Genomic DNA, 15,009 nt, shown 5'->3' with positions numbered 1-15,009 from the left:
GCCAGGCGGCCCGAGGCTGCCTGGCCGCTTATTGTTGTTATTGAACGGACGATGACGGTGTCGATGCCCCGCCGCTCTGGCGCCGGGGCGAGGTCAGCGGCATTACTTGAACTGGTCGACGTTGTCCGGGGTGATCAGGCGATAAGGCACCCAGACAGCTTGTTCCACCGGCTCATGCTTGATCATCTTCACCGCGGTATCGATCGAGCCATCGGCCTGGCCCTTGGCATCCTGGAACACCGAGACCGTCAGGTCGCCCTTCTTCACCGCACGCAGGCCGTCGGGCGTACCGTCGACCCCGGCGATCAGCACGCTGCCCTTCTCCACCCCGGCCTGCTTGAGGGCCATGGAGGCGCCGATGGCCATTTCGTCGTTGTTGGAAACGATGGCGTCGAACTTGCGGCCCTGGGTCAGCCAGTCGTTGACCAGGGTCATGCCTTTATCCCGCAGCCAGATGCCGGTCTGTTCCTGGTCGACCTTGATCCCCGGGTACTTGGCCAGCACTTCCTTGACGCCCTTGGTGCGGTTAGTGGTGGAGTTGTTCGCCAGGTCGCCGAGGAGGATCACGATGTCGCCCTTGCCGCCCATCTTCTCGGCCAGGTACTGCATCTGCATCTGCCCCGCTTCCAGGTCGTTGGAGGCCACGGTGACCACGCCCTTGGGCAGGTTCAGGTCATCCGGGCGGCGGTTGACGTAGACCAGGGGAATGCCGGCCTTGACCGCCGCTTCGGTGATTTTCCGGGTGGCGGCGGTATCCACCGGGTTGACCACGATGGCATCGACTTTCTGGCTGATAAAACTTTCGACCTGGCTCAGTTGCTTGACCACGTCGCTGCGGGCGTCCTCGAACTGCAACTTGACCCCATCGGGCAGGGACTTGGCCTTGTGGTCCATGGACTCGCGCAGGTAGGTCAGCCAGGTGTCATCGAACTGCGACATGCTCACGCCGATCTTCAGGTCGGCGAAGGCCGCGCCGCTGCTCAGCATCAGTGACAGGGCCAGCGTGGCGAAACGGGTCTTGGTCTTCATGAAAGGTCTTTCTCCACATTCTTGTAGGTTTTATGGATAAGGCGCAGAAGCAACTCAGTGCGGCAGGCGCACGATGGGCGCGCCGGGAATGCAGCACACCAGCGCACCGTTGTGCTCGATGCACAACAGGCCGAAAAAATACTGGAACACAGAAAGGTGCACGGCCCGGGGCAGTTCGGGGTCGCTCGGAACATGGCTGGAGCGTGGCTGGGACGTGGAAGGCAGAACGTGCGACGCACTGTTGGAGGTTTTCATCGACGGCACCTGATTTGTTTTTGTTGGCAGGCTCTCCAGGGAATCAAGCAGTGCCTGAAGCCCATCGGAGCCTTCGATAGTCGGCAACCTGGAAATGACTTTATTGGAAAATAATTTCTATATCAACTCATTTTAGAATTTTATTCTAATTTTGTTCCGGGCTGGAAACCGTTGCCAATTCCACCACCTGGCGCCGCAGCCAGCTTAGCCGCGCGGCGTCCAGCACCTGGGTGGTGGCCAGCGCATCGGCGGGGTCCACGGGCAGTGCTGTCCCCTGTTCCAGCGCTTGCAACAGCTGCTGATAGAACTGATTCCAGGCCCCGCGCTCGGAGGTGATGCGCTCGCGTTCCTGGCCCTGCTCGAACCAGCCCCAGCGCCGATGCTCTTCGACGCCCCAGCGCTCGCCTTCGGTTTTCGGCGAAAGACCGGCCACCAGCGCCTGTTCCTGGCCATCCAGGCCATCGACCGTGTAACAACCGGCCGTGCCATTGACCCGAAAACGCGGCCCCTGGCTGTTTTGCAGGCAACTGCCGGCCAGATGGGACACCACCCCGTTGACGTGACTCAGGGACACAAAAAAGCCGTGGTCGACCTCCGGCTCCTCGGGGGTGTAGTGCAGCTCGGCATACACCCGCGCCACCGGCCCGAACAGTTGCAGCGCCTGATCCACCAGGTGGCTGCCCAGGTCCCGAAGGAAGCCGCCGCCACTGTCATTGCCCAGCGACTGCGGCGCGTAGCGTTCGACCTTGGATTCGAAACGGGTGATCCGGCCCAGGGTGCCGGACTCGATCAGTTTGCGCACCGTGAGAAAGTCCGAGTCCCAGCGCCGGTTCATGTAAACGCTGAGGGGCACCTGGCGCGCCGCGGCGCTGTCGATCAGCAACGCCGCCTGTGGTGCATCGGTCGCGAAAGGCTTGTCACTGACCACCGCGATGCCGCGTTCGATCGCCTCCAGCACCAGCGCCGGGCGCCCTGCCAGCGGCGTCGAGACCACCAGCACATCGACTCCGGCCTCGGCCAGTTGGCCGATGCTGTCGAACGCCGCCAGGCCCGGGTGATCCTGGGCCAGCAACTGCCGGCGCTCGGCCGAACGGGTGACGACCCCGACAAACTGCGCGCCGGGCAAGCTGGCAATCAGCGGCGCATGAAAGTGACGGCCGCCATGGCCGTATCCGACAAGACCTATACGCATACATCCTCCTGCTGGTGGGGCGGCGCGCCAGGGCCGCAAGAGCACATGCGGCCTGGCGCCTGCCGTTGGGTAGGGGTTGCGGTTTAGCGGCACAGCTCACTTTTGACGCGCTCAAGCATCATCAGGCTGGACTGATCGGGGCGGTCTTCCCAGGCGAACACCGAGACCGTGGCAATGCCATCGAAGCGGATCTCGCGCAGGGTGGAGAAGAAGGTTTCCCAATCCACTTCGCCCTGGCCGATGTCCAGGTGCTGGTGCACGGTAGCGTGCACGCCCGGTGGGTTGACGATGTAGCGCTGGCCCGACGAGGCCCGGTGGTTATAGGTGTCGGCAATGATCAGGTGCGCCAGTTTGTCGCCGGCGTACTTGAGCATCGGCGCGATATCGCCTTTGCCGTCGTCATAGAAGAAGGTGTGCGGCGCGGCGTAGACGTAGTTGATCCAGTCCCGGTCCAGGCCACGGATGATGTCCACCGCCTCATTGTTGCGCTCGCAGAAATCGTAGGGGTGCGCCTGGATATTGAGTTTGACACCCTCGCGTTCAAACTCCGGCATCAGCTCGTCCATGGAGCGCATGAACTGGTTCTCGCACACCAGGGCCTTGTCCGACTGGCCGGTGAACTCGCTGTTGACCAGCTCGCAGTCCATCTCGACGGCGATCTGGATCGCGCGTTTCCAGTTGCGCACCGCCGCCACCCGCAAGCCTTCATCGGCGCTGGCCCAGTGGTACATGGGCAACAGCGAGGAGAGCTTGACCCCGCTGTCGCTCAAGGCCTTGCGAAACTCCTTGATCCGCGCCCGGTCGACCCGTGGCGCCTTGTAGAACGGCATGAAGTCTTCCCGGGGCGAAAGTTCGATGTACTCGTAGCCCAGTTCCGCTGCCTTGTCGGTCATCTGGTTCAAGGGCAGATGGCGATACATATATGGATCGAGTGCAATACGCATAGGGTGTTACTCCCTCAAAAATTGGCTCAACGGGCCCTGAATCCTCGGGCCGCGTGCGGACGCTGGCCATCCGCAGCGCCTTGCTGACACCTGACACTCCTGCGGCGCCCACTCGGGCCTCGCGGAGCTCGGCAGCGGCTACAGGGTGTGGGATTCGAGCTCCAGGGTTTCGTTTGGGATCGGGTATCAGCCATAAAACGCCGGGCGGTCCGGCAGGGTGATGTTGACGATTGCGCCGCTGCCCTGGGCCTCGACACAGGCATCGGCGGCCACCGCCGCGGCAAAGCCGTCCCAGGCCGAAGGGCCGCCGACCTTGCCGGCACGCACGCCGTCGATAAAGGCCTGCAACTCGACGTCATAGGCGGCGATAAACCGGTCTTTCCAGTCCATCAGAATCGCGTTGGACAGTTTGGCGCCGCTGCGCAGTTGCACCTGGGACGGCTCCGGCAGACGGGCGATACCGCTCTCCCCCACCACTTCGCACTGGATGTCGTAGCCGTACTGGCAGTTGACGAACACCTCGACGTCGATGCGCGTGCCCTTGGCGGTTTCCAACAACACGATCTGCGGGTCCTTGAGGTGCGCATGGGCCTTGCTGGTCTTGCGCGGGAACACCACCTGCACCGACACATAATCGTCGGCCAGCAACCAGCGCAGTACGTCCAGCTCGTGGATCAGGGTGTCGGTAATGGCCATGTCGGTCTTGTAGTTCTCGCCCACAGTCGGGTTGCGGTGGGCGCAGTGCAGCATCAACGGTTCGCCGATCTGGCCGCTGTCGATCACCGCCTTGAGTGCGCGGTAACCCTGGTCATAAGGGCGCATGAAACCGACCTGCACCAGGCGCTTGCCGTGGGCCACCTCGGCTTCGACGATGCGGCGGCAGCCTGCCGCGGTCACCGCCAGCGGCTTCTCGCAGAACACTGGCTTGCCCGCGGCGATGGCCGCCAGCACGAACTCTTCATGGCTGGGGCCCCAGGAGGTCACCAGCAACGCCTCGACCTCCGGCGCGTTGATCAACCGGTGACCGTCGGGGTAGACCTCGGCGCCCAGGTCCAGGTCGGCCACGACCTTGGCCGCCTGCTGCAAATTGATGTCGGTGACGGCCACCACCTGGCTGTTGAGCAGGGTCTGGCTGCAACGGCGAATGTGATCCTGGCCAATGGCACCGGTGCCGATAACGCCCAGTTTTAACGAATGAGACGACGAAGACATGGCTACACTCCTGCGGTTGTTCAGTTCAGGGCAATCAGTACTGCCGGGCCTTGGCCAGGCGTTCGTTGAGGGTCTTGGCCACCGCGTCGGTGCGGGCGCTGGTGGAGACCTGGGCCACCCCTACCCGCCACCAGGACAGGTACTTGTGGATCATGGTCTTGGGCAGGACCTTGATATCGATCAGGGTCGACACAGTCTGGGTCCGGGCATCCGCCAGGGCCGCCTGCAATTGCTCCTCGGTGCTGACCTTGTAGGTCTTGCAGCCATAGGCCGCGGCGCTCATGGCAAAGTCCACCGGCACGAAGCCGCCGTCGAGCTTGCCGGTGTCCGGGTTGCGGAAACGGAACTCGGTGCCGAAGCTGTCCATGCCGTGTTCCATCTGCAGGTTGTTGATGCAACCGAAGGTCATGTTGTCCAGCAGCACCACATTGATCTTGCGCCGCTCCTGGATCGAGGTGACCAGCTCCGAGTGCAGCATCAGGTACGAGCCATCCCCCACCAGCGCATAGACCTCACGTTCGGGCTCGGCCAGCTTGACCCCCAGCGCCGCGCTGACCTCGTAGCCCATGCACGAATAGCCGTACTCCACGTGGTAGGTGTTGACCCCCTTGCTGCGCCAGCTGCGCTGCAGGTCGCCGGGCAAACTGCCGGCGGCGGCGACAATCACCGCATCGTCGGCCAGGGCCTGGTTGAGCACCCCCAGCACCCGGCTCTGGGTCAGGCAGGAGCCGGTCAGTTCGATAAATTCCCGCAGCACCGCCGGGTCCAGGTGATCGTTGATTTCCGGGACGAAGCCGTCACTTTGGTAGTGCACCTGATAGACCCGATCCACCTCGGCCTCCAGTTGCGCCCTGGCGTCCTCGACCTGCCCGCCCCAGGCCGCCTGATAGTCGCTACGCCCCAGGGCCTCGCTCAGTGCCTGCAAGCCGATCCGGGCATCGGCCAGCAGCTGCACGCCGTCCAGTTTCAGGGCATCGCAGGGGCTGATATTGAGGTTGAGAAACTGCACCTGAGGCTGCTTGAACAGGGATTTGGAGGCGGTGGTGAAGTCGCTGTAGCGGGTGCCGATGCCGATGATCAGGTCGGCTTCCGGCGCCAGCAGGTTGGCCGCCAGGCAGCCGGTCTCGCCGATGCCGCCGAGGTTCAGCGGGTGGCTGGAAAGCAGCGCGCTCTTGCCGGCCTGGGTCTCGGCGAATGGAATCCCGAAGCGCTCGGCAAATGCCTGCAAGGCCTGGTTGGCGCCGGCGTATTTGACCCCGCCGCCACAGATGATCAGCGGCTTGCGCTTGCCCTGAAACACCGCCACGGCGTCGGCCAGCATGGCCTCGGTGGGCGGCCGGCGGTCGATGCGGTGCACGCGTTTTTGCAGGAAGTAGTCCGGGTAATCGTAGGCCTCGGCCTGCACATCCTGGGGCAAGGCCAGGGTCACCGCACCGGTTTCGGCGGGGTCGGTGAGCACGCGCATGGCGTGGATCGCCGCGCTCATCAACTGCTCGGGGCGGTTGATCCGGTCCCAGTATTTGCTCACGGCCTTGAACGCATCGTTGGTGCTGATGCTCAGGTCATGGAACTGCTCGATCTGCTGCAACACTGGGTCCGGCTGGCGGCTGGCGTAGACATCCCCCGGGAGCAGCAGCAAGGGAATGCGGTTGGCGGTGGCCGTGGCGGCGGCGGTCAGCATATTGGCCGCGCCCGGGCCCACCGACGAACTGCAGGCATAGATCTTGCGCCGCAGGTGCTGCTTGGCAAAACCGATGGCGGCATGGGCCATGCCCTGCTCGTTGCGCCCCTGATGCACCAGCAGATCGCCGCTGTCCTGCTCCAGGGCCTGGCCCAGGCCGAGCACATTACCGTGGCCAAAAATGGTGAAGATCCCGGCGACGAACTTGCTCTGCACCCCATCGACCTCGACGTACTGGTTGTCGAGGAATTTCACCAGGGCCTGGGCCATGGTCAATCGTGTCGTACTCATGTCCGTTCCTTCCAAAGAAACCGAAAACCTGCTGTGTACGGTGCTCGGCCCGGCTCAGGCCAGGGCTTGGCGCAAATGGGTGATGCTGGCGCCGATGGCCTGCCGGATATCCGCCAGGCCATGCACGCTGTCGGCGAACGGTTCGAACGACAGGTAGCCGCGATAACCGCTGCTGAGCAGGGTGTCGATCTGCGCCGCATTGCCGAGGATGTCCGCCTCGCCCACCAGCACCCGATGACCGTCGCGGATGCTGTTCAGCGGCGCCTGGGCATCCTCGACCCCGGAGATATGCACCAGCCCGGTCAGCTCAGGGAAGAACTCATGCTCGCTGGCCAAGTGATGGTGGAAGGTGTCGTGCACCAGGCGGAACACATCCAGGCCACCGATGGCGCGGATCGCGTCCACCGCCACCCGCTTGCGCCGCAGCGCGCACTCTTCAAAACCCAGGGGCTCGATAAAACCCAGCAGCCGGTGTTCCCGCAGGATCGGCGCCAGCTGGGTCAAGGCGGTGCGCAGGCCGGCGCTGCGTTCGGCCTCGCTGCGTGGGTCGGCCGGGTCATTCAACGGGCACATCACCAGGCCTTCGGCGCCGCAATCGCGGGCATAGGCCGCCAGTTTCAGCACCTGTTCCCGGCGCTGGTCATTCCACACATCAAAGGGGTACAGGGCGTTGATCGACAGCACCTTGATGCCCTGGGCCGCGCACAGCTCGCGCACCTCCTGCGGCGGCGTGCCGTCTTCAATCTCGACCCCCTTGAGGTCATTGCGGATTTCGATCGCGTCGGCCTTGAGGCTGACCGCGAGGTTGATGAATTCAGGCAGGGACAAACGGGGTGCAACCATACGGTTCAAGGCGAAACGCAGGGGCTGGCTCATTCTTGTTCTCCGCAACGCAACGGGTTGATGTGAATTATTGGGCAGTCGGCATGCTGAATTCAGGGCCTTTGGCAATGCTGTCGGGCCAACGCTGCATCACGCTTTTGTAGCGGCTGTAAAAGCGCATGCCTTCTTCGCCATAGGCATGGTGGTCGCCGAACAGCGAACGCTTCCAGCCGCCAAAGGAGTGCCAGGCCATGGGTACCGGAATCGGCACGTTGATGCCGACCATGCCGACCTTGATCGTGCGTGCAAAGGCCCGGGCCACACCACCGTCGCGGGTGAAGCAGGACACGCCGTTGCCGAACTCGTGGGCATTGATCAAGGCCACCGCGCTGACGAAATCCGCGACGCGGACGATGCCCAGCACCGGGCCGAAGATTTCCTCCTGGTAGATGCTCATCTGCGGGGTCACCCCATCGAACAGGGTGGCGCCGACGAAAAAGCCCTGCTCCGCCCCCGGCACCTTGAACTGGCGCCCGTCCACCAACAGCTGCGCGCCCTGGGCCACGCCCTGGTCGATAAAACCTTCAACCTTGGCCTTGTGCTGCGCAGTGACCAGCGGCCCCATGTCGCTGTCGCCCTGCATGCCGTTGCCGACCTTGAGCCGATCGATGCGCGGCAGCAGTTTGGCGATCAGCGCGTCGCCTACCTCGCCCACCGCCACCGCGATCGAAATCGCCATGCAGCGCTCGCCGGCCGAGCCGAACGCCGCACCGATCAGGGCGTCCGCCGCCAGGTCAAGGTCGGCGTCGGGCATCACGATCATGTGGTTCTTGGCCCCGCCCAGGGCCTGCACGCGCTTGCCTCGGGCACTGGCCTGCTGGTGGATGTACTCGGCAATCGGGGTCGAACCGACAAAGGAGATCGCCTCGATGTCCGGGTGTTGCAGCAGGCCATCCACCGCGGCCTTGTCGCCCTGCACCACATTGAATACGCCATCGGGCAAGCCGGCTTCGGTCAGCAGGCGAGCCATCAGCAGGCTGGCGGACGGGTCGCGTTCGGAGGGCTTGAGGATGAAGCAGTTACCCGTGACCAGGGCCATGGGGATCATCCACAGCGGCACCATCACCGGGAAGTTGAACGGGGTGACCCCGGCGCATACGCCCAGGGGCTGGCGCAGGTTCCAGTTATCGATACCGCCGCCGATGTTGTCGCTGAAATCGGTCTTGAGCAGGCTCGGTGCGCCACAGGCGTATTCGACAATCTCGATGCCACGGGTGACTTCGCCCATGGCGTCGGACAGCACCTTGCCGTGCTCGCGGGTGATGATCTGCGCCAGCTCCTGATGGTGACGGTCCAGCAGTTCCTTGAACTTGAACATCACCCGCGAACGGCGCAGTGCCGATTGCTCGGACCAGGCCGGGAACGCCCGGCGCGCCGACGCCACCGCCTGCTCCACGGTCTGCAGGCTGGCCAGGGCCACCTGGGCCTGGACCTCGCCCGTGGCCGGGTTGAACACCGGGCTCGAACGCTCGCCCTGGGTGTGAACCTGGCCGTCGATGTAATGACCTACTACCGGGGTATCGCTCATTGTTCTTGTGCTCCCTCAAGGGTTGAAAGGTTGGGCTCAGAGGTCCAGCAGCCAGCTGTGCCGGGGGTCGTTATGGAACTGCCAGACACGCTTGGGCCCGGCCATGACGTTGAGGTAATAGGACTCGTAGCCGTAGGGCACGCTGACCGGGTGATAACCCTTGGGCACCACCACCAGGTCGCTGTTTTCCACGGCCATGGCCTGGTCGATACTGCGGTCGTCGGTGTACACCCGCTGGAACACGAAGCCCTGGGGCGGATTGACCTGGTGGTAGTAGGTTTCCTCGAGAAAGCTCTGGTGCGGCAGGTCATCGGTGTCGTGCTTGTGCGGCGGGTAGCTGGAGGAATGCCCGGACGGCGTGCGCACCTCCACCACCAGCAGCGAGTGAGCCGGCTCGGTGTCCGGCAGGATGTCGCACACATAACGGGTGTTGGCACCCTTGCCACGCACGCTGCGCTTGCACTGTTCGGGACGGATCAGGCGCGGGGCAAAACGGTTGTCCGGGGCACCGGGGGCGGCGCAGACGGCGATCTGCACATCGCTCAGGGCGGTGACCTGGGCCTGGCTGCCGGGCGGCAGGTAGGCGGCGAACGGCGACTTGTCTTCAAATACCGACTGCCGATCCCCCAGGTTCTCCCAGGCGAACCCGCCCTGCCCTGGCGCTTCGCCCCGAATATCCACCCGGCCGCCGAGCAGCACCAGGCACAGCTCCTTGTCCCCGGCGCTGACCGGCAGGGTTTCGCCGAGGCTCAGGCGATAGGCGGCAAACCCGACGTAGGTCAGTTCGCCCTCCTGCAACTGGACCATGGTCCGGCCCTTGGCAGCACTCTTGACCAGCAGGCTCATTGCGCCACCCCCCGGCTGTGCTGCGCCGTGCCGAGCAAATGGCGCAGGGTTTCGTAGCCCTTCTTGGCGTAGGCATAGCTGGGGGCCACCGCCGGGTCCTGTTCCGCCTCGACCACCAGCCAGCCCTGGTAGTCGGCGTCCAGCAACACCTCCAGCAGCGCGGCAAAGTCGATGTCGCCATCGCCGGGCACGGTAAAGGTGCCGTTGATGATGCAGTCCGGGAAACTCCAGAGGTTATTGCGCGCCAACTGCACCACCGGCTTGCGCACGTCCTTGAAATGCACGTGACACACGCGGTCGATGTGTTTGCGCAGCACCTCCAGCGGTTCGCCGCCGCCCATGTAGCAGTGGCCCGAATCGAACAGCAGGCCAACTTCACGGCCGGTCAGTTGCATCAACTGATCGATGTCGGCCGGGGATTCGACGTAGGCCCCCATATGGTGGTGATAGGCCAGGCGCACGCCCCGGGACAGGGTGAAGCGCGCCAGCTCGGTGAGCTTGTCGGCGTAGGCCTGCCAGGCCTGCTGGCTGTGAAAGCGCGGGCGCTCGACCAGGGCAATGCGCTGGCCCTGGATCGAGTCGGCGACTTCGCCATAGACCAGGACCTTGGCCCCGTTCTGCGCCAGCAGCTCGACATGGCTGGCAATGGCGTCGATCTCCTCGGCCGCCGAGCGCCGGGCCAACTGGCTCGAATACCAGCCCGAAACCAGCGCCAGGCCGTAGGGCCGCAGCACATCAGCGACGCCCTTGGCGTCCCTGGGGAACTTGCCGTTGAGCTCGAAGCCTTCGTAGCCGATCTCGCGGCCTTCGCTCAAGGCCGTGCTCAGCGGCGTTTCACCGCCCAGGGACGGCAAGTCGTCGTTGCTCCAGGAGATCGGGTTGATGCCAATTCTGATACTGGGCATGGCGCTACCTTTTATTGTTGTTCGTCAAAAAACGTTGAGCGGTTGGGCTGGAAATCGTCGTCCGTGGATCTGGAAAACAGCGCTGTTCATGCTGGCCAGCGCAGCCTTCGGCTGCGGCTACAGGGTTGGCTGATCAGGCGTTGTAGGCGCTGCCGAGGAGCGAGGCTGCGCTGGCCCGAATGATCGCCGTTGATGCAGCTGAAGCACTGGCGGTGTTCATCAGTCAGTCACGGGCCTGGCGCCAGGCGTCGATCAGTTCGACGAAGGTGGCCTGGACTTGCCGGATCAAGGTTTCATCGTCGATTTCCTGCGCCAGCCAGGCCCGGCTTGGCTCCTGGAAGATCGTGCGGCCCACGGCAAAACCACGGCAGGTGCGGCTCTGGCTGGCCTGGCGAAAGCCTTCGGCAAGGGTGGCCGCCGGGGCATTGAGGCCCAGCAGCACCACGCCACGGCAGTACGGGTCGCGTTCCTCGATCAGTTCGTCGAGCTGTTGCCACTGTTCTCGGCTCTGGGCTTCGATCTTCCACCAGGCGGGGAAGATGCCCAGGTTGTACAGGCGCTTGAGCGCGCGGTAGAGCACGTCCGGGTGGGCCGAAGGGTGGTCCTTGGGCGGGATCACTTCCAGCAGCAGTTCATGCCCGCTGACTTGCGCCGCCTGGTACAGGCCCTTGAGCTGGGCCTCCTGCTCCAGGCGCAGCAGCGGCTCGTCATCCGGGTGGTATTGCACCAGGCATTTGATGATCTGCTCCTGGGGCCAGGCAATGAGGTTGCTGCCAATCGAACGCCCGTGTTCAAAGGCCAGTGGCCGCGACCCCTGGACCTCCACCGGGCGCGCCACCCACCAGCCGCGACCGGTGGCGGCGTTCAGTGAATCCTGGCCGAAGCGCTGGTCGGCCAGCAGCCCGACATCGGCCTCGACGCCCTGCTCGCGCAGGTCGCTTTCAACCCGTTGCACGGCCTGGATAAACAGCAGTTTCAGCTGGCTGATGGCGGCCGAGTCGCGGCCGTCTTTTTGCGCCAGCTCCAGCAACTGCCAGCGGTGATCGAAGGCGAAGATAAACAGCTGCTTCCAGTGTTTGCGCGGCACGCTGACCTGATGCAGGCGTTGCAGCACCGGGTCGCGGTCCGGCCGGGTAATCGGCACCGGGCTGTTGAACAGGTATTCCAGCTCGGCCGGGGTTGGCATCGCCGGGGCGCAGGCATGGCGCGACACCACCAGGCCGCCGCAGGCATTGGCCAACTGCGAACAGCGCTCGTCGCTGGCATCCGCCAGCCAACCGCTGAGGAAGCCGGACATAAAGGCATCGCCGGCACCGAGCACGTTTAGCACTTCCACCCGCACCCCGGGGTAGATCGCGCCGTCTTCCAGGCGCGCCGGGATCGCCCCGTGAATCACCGTGCAGCCTTGGGGGCCGAGCTTGAGCACCAGGGTCGCGGCGGTCAGGGAACGCACGGTGCGCAGCGCCGTCAGCAGGTCTTCGCTGCCGCCGGCAATCAGGAACTCTTCTTCAGTGCCGACGATCAGGTCGAAGCGCGGCAGGATCTGCTGCACGTGCTGGCTGACCTGGTGGTCGGCGACAAACCGGGTTTCACCGTCGGCCTTGCCGGCCAGGCCCCAGAGCACCGGGCGATAGTCGATATCCAGTACCCGCTGGACCTGGTGTTTGTGCGCGTAATCCAGGGCCCGGACGCTGGCCTGGTACACGCCGTCGGTGGAGAAGTGGGTGCCGGTGATCAACAGCGCCTTGCTCGACGCGATAAAGGCTTCATCGATGTCTTCGGCGCGCAACGCCATGTCGGCGCAGTTCTCGCGGTAGAACACCAGGGGGAAGGTCTCGCGGTCCTTGAGGCCCAGCAGGACCATGGCGGTCAGGCGTTGCGGGTCGACCTTGATTGCGCTGACATCACAGCCCTCGCGGGCCAGGGACTCCACCAGGAAACGCCCCATGTGGTCGTCCCCCACCCGGCTCAACATCGCCGACTTGAGGCCCAGGCGCGCGGTGCCGAAGGCGATGTTCGCCGACGAGCCGCCCAGGTATTTGGCGAAACTGCTGACATCCTCCAGCCGTGCACCCACCTGCTGTGCATAGAGGTCGACGCCCAGGCGTCCGAGGCAGATCAGATCCAATTGACGCCCACTGGCAAAACGAGTCTGGCCCATGCTGGCTCCTGTTATTTTTATCAGCCTGTGTTCGCCCTCTTGCCGGCACCGAACACTCTTGGTGGATGCAGACTAAAACGTCTGTCGGCGCCAATCAATATTTTTTCTATAAATTTTTTACATGGAATATTTTTTCCAATAAACTTTTCAAGCACCGCTCCAGAGGCCGTGCATCGATTCAGCAATCGGCCCGACGCCATCAGCCTCAAGATTTTCTGCGTGCCTAACCTGTAGACTGCGCACAGCCCACCTATTGTCAGGGGACGGATGCCCATGCCGGCCCTATAAGAACAAGCCAGAAGGATTTTCTATGTCCCGCACCGATCAGCCGGCGACTTCCGAGAGCGCGCCAGAGAGCGACCTCACCAGCCCACCGATCAATGCCGAGCGCCTGCTGCAGCTGATCACCAATGAATACGAAAGCCTGCCGCGCCAGCTCAAACGCATCGCCAGCTACATGAGCCAGCAGAGCGACCGGATCATGGTCGACCGCATCAGCGACATTGCCCGCGAGTGCGAAGTGCACCCGTCGGCCATCGTGCGTTTCTCCCAGCGCTTCGGCTTCAGTGGCTTCAGTGAAATGCAGGCACTGTTTCGCGAGGCCTACACCCACAAGACCACACCGGTGCAGAACTACCAGCAGCGCATCCGCAGCATGATCGCCAACAAGTCGCAGAAGGCCAGTGGCGGCGACCTGGCGCGTGAATGCGTGAATGCCACCCTGTCCGGGATCGAGCGCCTGGGGCTGGAGCTCGACGATGCGGCGTTCGACAAGGCCGTGGACCTGGTGGTGAATGCCGACAACATCTACGTAGTCGGGGTGCGCCGCTCGTTCGCCGTGGCCGACTACCTGGTGTACAACCTGCAACACACCAACAAGCGCATCCACTTGGTGTCGGGCCTGGGCGGCAGCTACCGCGAACAGATGCGCAGCATCCGCCCCAACGACCTGGTGATCGCCATCAGCTTCACCCCATACGGCAAAGAGACCCAGCATTGCCTGCGCATTGCCCAGCACCACCAGGCCAAGACCCTGATCATCACCGACAGCAACCTCTCGCCCCTGGCCAAGCGCGCCAACGCGGTGTTGCTGGTGAATGAGGGCAGCTCGTTCGCCTTCCGATCCCTGAGCGCCACCCTGTGCCTGTGCCAGGCGCTGTTTATCGCCGTGGCCTATCGCCTGGAATTGAAGGTGGATGAAATTCACGAACAGGTCGGCTTCGACGACTAGTACCGCTTTTTAGGGACCAACATGGACCTGCAACACAGCAAGGACGCCCTCACCCCGCAGGATATTGCCCAGGTCGAAGCACAGATCGGCTGCGAACTGCCGGCGCAACTGCGAGCGTTTTACCTGCAACACAATGGCGGACACTGCCAGACCAACCTGTTTATGGTTGAGGACGCGGGCTACAAGATCAACGAGTTCCTGTCCCTCAAATACGGGCGCAACACCCTGGAATCCACCTACCTGGGGGCCTTCCTCGACAACCCGCTGATGCCGCAGAACCTGGTGCCCTTCGCCGGCGATGCAGGCGGCGACTACTTCTGCTTCGCCACCGATGACGCACAGGCGGGCGCGATCATTTTTTTCGAGTCCGAGTACTACGATGAGCCTGAACGCGCCCTGGTGTTCCTGGCGCCGTCGTTTTCAGCCTTTGTCGCGCAACTGATCGTCGACCCCGACTGAAACCGGCCCCGACTTACTGGGCACTGGCGATCATCGCGGCCCATTGCAGGTCGCTCAAGGCCCGCCCCTGAGCCGCCCCGCGCCCGCGAACCTGGCTCAGGGCCTGCTCGAAAAACACGCCGCGAATCGCCCCCTCCGAGGCAATGAACAGGCACGCCTCCTCCTGGGCCTGGCTCCATTTGATCTGTTTTTCGTCGCTGCTCAGGTCGCTGGTGTAGATGATGCTCAGCGCGGGCAAGGCCATGGTGATGGAAAACGCCTGTTCAAAGCCGTTGGGCTTACTCGCGGTTTCGGCCCAGGCCCCCAGGCTGACACCCAGCCACAACGCGGCCAGGGCCAAGGCGTTCAACTGCATAGTGCCTCCCAGTCAGTGGCTGCGTGATTGCGCCGCTT

The 15,009-nt window shown here is 63.7% G+C and carries 15 protein-coding genes; 3 read left to right on the top strand and 12 right to left on the bottom strand.

The window, feature by feature from the left end:
- Positions 1-102: 102 nt before the first annotated feature.
- From JFU57_RS20710 to iolE, 10 genes are all read right to left on the bottom strand, one after another.
- Positions 103-1,029: a sugar ABC transporter substrate-binding protein gene (locus JFU57_RS20710; RefSeq protein WP_078471464.1), complete on the bottom strand. Its 927-nt coding sequence runs from the start codon at positions 1,027-1,029 to the stop codon at positions 103-105.
- Positions 1,030-1,083: 54 nt separating this feature from the next.
- On the bottom strand, positions 1,084-1,284 hold the full coding sequence (locus JFU57_RS20705; protein WP_078471465.1) for a hypothetical protein: 201 nt from the start codon (positions 1,282-1,284) through the stop codon (positions 1,084-1,086).
- Between the two features lie 145 nt (positions 1,285-1,429).
- Positions 1,430-2,476, bottom strand: coding sequence for a Gfo/Idh/MocA family protein (locus JFU57_RS20700; protein WP_201130622.1), 1,047 nt, complete (start codon positions 2,474-2,476; stop codon positions 1,430-1,432).
- An 83-nt stretch (positions 2,477-2,559) separates the two neighbouring features.
- Positions 2,560-3,420 carry a sugar phosphate isomerase/epimerase family protein gene (locus JFU57_RS20695; protein WP_078471467.1) on the bottom strand — a complete coding sequence of 287 codons (861 nt, stop codon included), beginning with the start codon at positions 3,418-3,420 and terminating at the stop codon, positions 2,560-2,562.
- A 186-nt stretch (positions 3,421-3,606) separates the two neighbouring features.
- The gene (locus tag JFU57_RS20690; RefSeq protein WP_201130621.1) at positions 3,607-4,632 is read right to left on the bottom strand and encodes a Gfo/Idh/MocA family protein; all 1,026 of its coding nucleotides are present in this window, start codon (positions 4,630-4,632) and stop codon (positions 3,607-3,609) included.
- A 34-nt stretch (positions 4,633-4,666) separates the two neighbouring features.
- On the bottom strand, positions 4,667-6,604 hold the full coding sequence (gene iolD, locus JFU57_RS20685; RefSeq protein ID WP_201130620.1) for a 3D-(3,5/4)-trihydroxycyclohexane-1,2-dione acylhydrolase (decyclizing): 1,938 nt from the start codon (positions 6,602-6,604) through the stop codon (positions 4,667-4,669).
- Positions 6,605-6,658: 54 nt separating this feature from the next.
- Positions 6,659-7,480, bottom strand: a complete 822-nt coding sequence (locus JFU57_RS20680; protein WP_201130619.1) for a TIM barrel protein — start codon at positions 7,478-7,480, stop codon at positions 6,659-6,661.
- 34 nt (positions 7,481-7,514) lie between these two features.
- Positions 7,515-9,014, bottom strand: a complete 1,500-nt coding sequence (locus JFU57_RS20675; RefSeq protein ID WP_201130618.1) for a CoA-acylating methylmalonate-semialdehyde dehydrogenase — start codon at positions 9,012-9,014, stop codon at positions 7,515-7,517.
- A gap of 36 nt (positions 9,015-9,050) precedes the next feature.
- Positions 9,051-9,860, bottom strand: coding sequence for a 5-deoxy-glucuronate isomerase (gene iolB / locus JFU57_RS20670; protein ID WP_201130617.1), 810 nt, complete (start codon positions 9,858-9,860; stop codon positions 9,051-9,053).
- Positions 9,857-10,765 carry a myo-inosose-2 dehydratase gene (gene iolE / locus JFU57_RS20665; RefSeq protein ID WP_078471473.1) on the bottom strand — a complete coding sequence of 303 codons (909 nt, stop codon included), beginning with the start codon at positions 10,763-10,765 and terminating at the stop codon, positions 9,857-9,859. The genes iolB and iolE overlap by 4 nt, the downstream gene beginning before the upstream one ends.
- On the opposite strand from iolE, the gene JFU57_RS20660 reads away from it, so the two are divergent.
- The gene (locus JFU57_RS20660; protein WP_161955750.1) at positions 10,743-10,898 is read left to right on the top strand and encodes a hypothetical protein; all 156 of its coding nucleotides are present in this window, start codon (positions 10,743-10,745) and stop codon (positions 10,896-10,898) included. The genes iolE and JFU57_RS20660 overlap by 23 nt on opposite strands.
- 90 nt (positions 10,899-10,988) lie before the next feature.
- Here the strand turns inward: JFU57_RS20660 and JFU57_RS20655 are convergent, their stop codons facing one another.
- The gene (locus tag JFU57_RS20655) at positions 10,989-12,926 is read right to left on the bottom strand and encodes a bifunctional 5-dehydro-2-deoxygluconokinase/5-dehydro-2-deoxyphosphogluconate aldolase (RefSeq protein WP_201130616.1); all 1,938 of its coding nucleotides are present in this window, start codon (positions 12,924-12,926) and stop codon (positions 10,989-10,991) included.
- A 310-nt stretch (positions 12,927-13,236) separates the two neighbouring features.
- Here JFU57_RS20655 and JFU57_RS20650 point away from each other — a divergent pair, with 310 nt between their 5' ends.
- Complete coding sequence (locus JFU57_RS20650) at positions 13,237-14,157, top strand: MurR/RpiR family transcriptional regulator (protein ID WP_078471475.1); 921 nt, start codon at positions 13,237-13,239, stop codon at positions 14,155-14,157.
- 21 nt (positions 14,158-14,178) lie between these two features.
- A complete protein-coding gene (locus JFU57_RS20645) occupies positions 14,179-14,616 on the top strand; it encodes an SMI1/KNR4 family protein (protein ID WP_201130615.1) in 438 nt (145 codons plus the stop codon).
- Between the two features lie 13 nt (positions 14,617-14,629).
- Here JFU57_RS20645 and JFU57_RS20640 read toward each other — a convergent pair whose 3' ends face one another.
- Complete coding sequence (locus JFU57_RS20640; protein ID WP_201130614.1) at positions 14,630-14,971, bottom strand: DUF2388 domain-containing protein; 342 nt, start codon at positions 14,969-14,971, stop codon at positions 14,630-14,632.
- Between the last annotated feature and the right edge of the window lie 38 nt (positions 14,972-15,009).

Origin of the sequence: Pseudomonas sp. TH07 (assembly GCF_016651285.1) — a bacterium.
Taxonomy (GTDB): Bacteria; Pseudomonadota; Gammaproteobacteria; order Pseudomonadales; family Pseudomonadaceae; genus Aquipseudomonas.
This window is presented reverse-complemented; position numbering and strand designations above follow the sequence as displayed.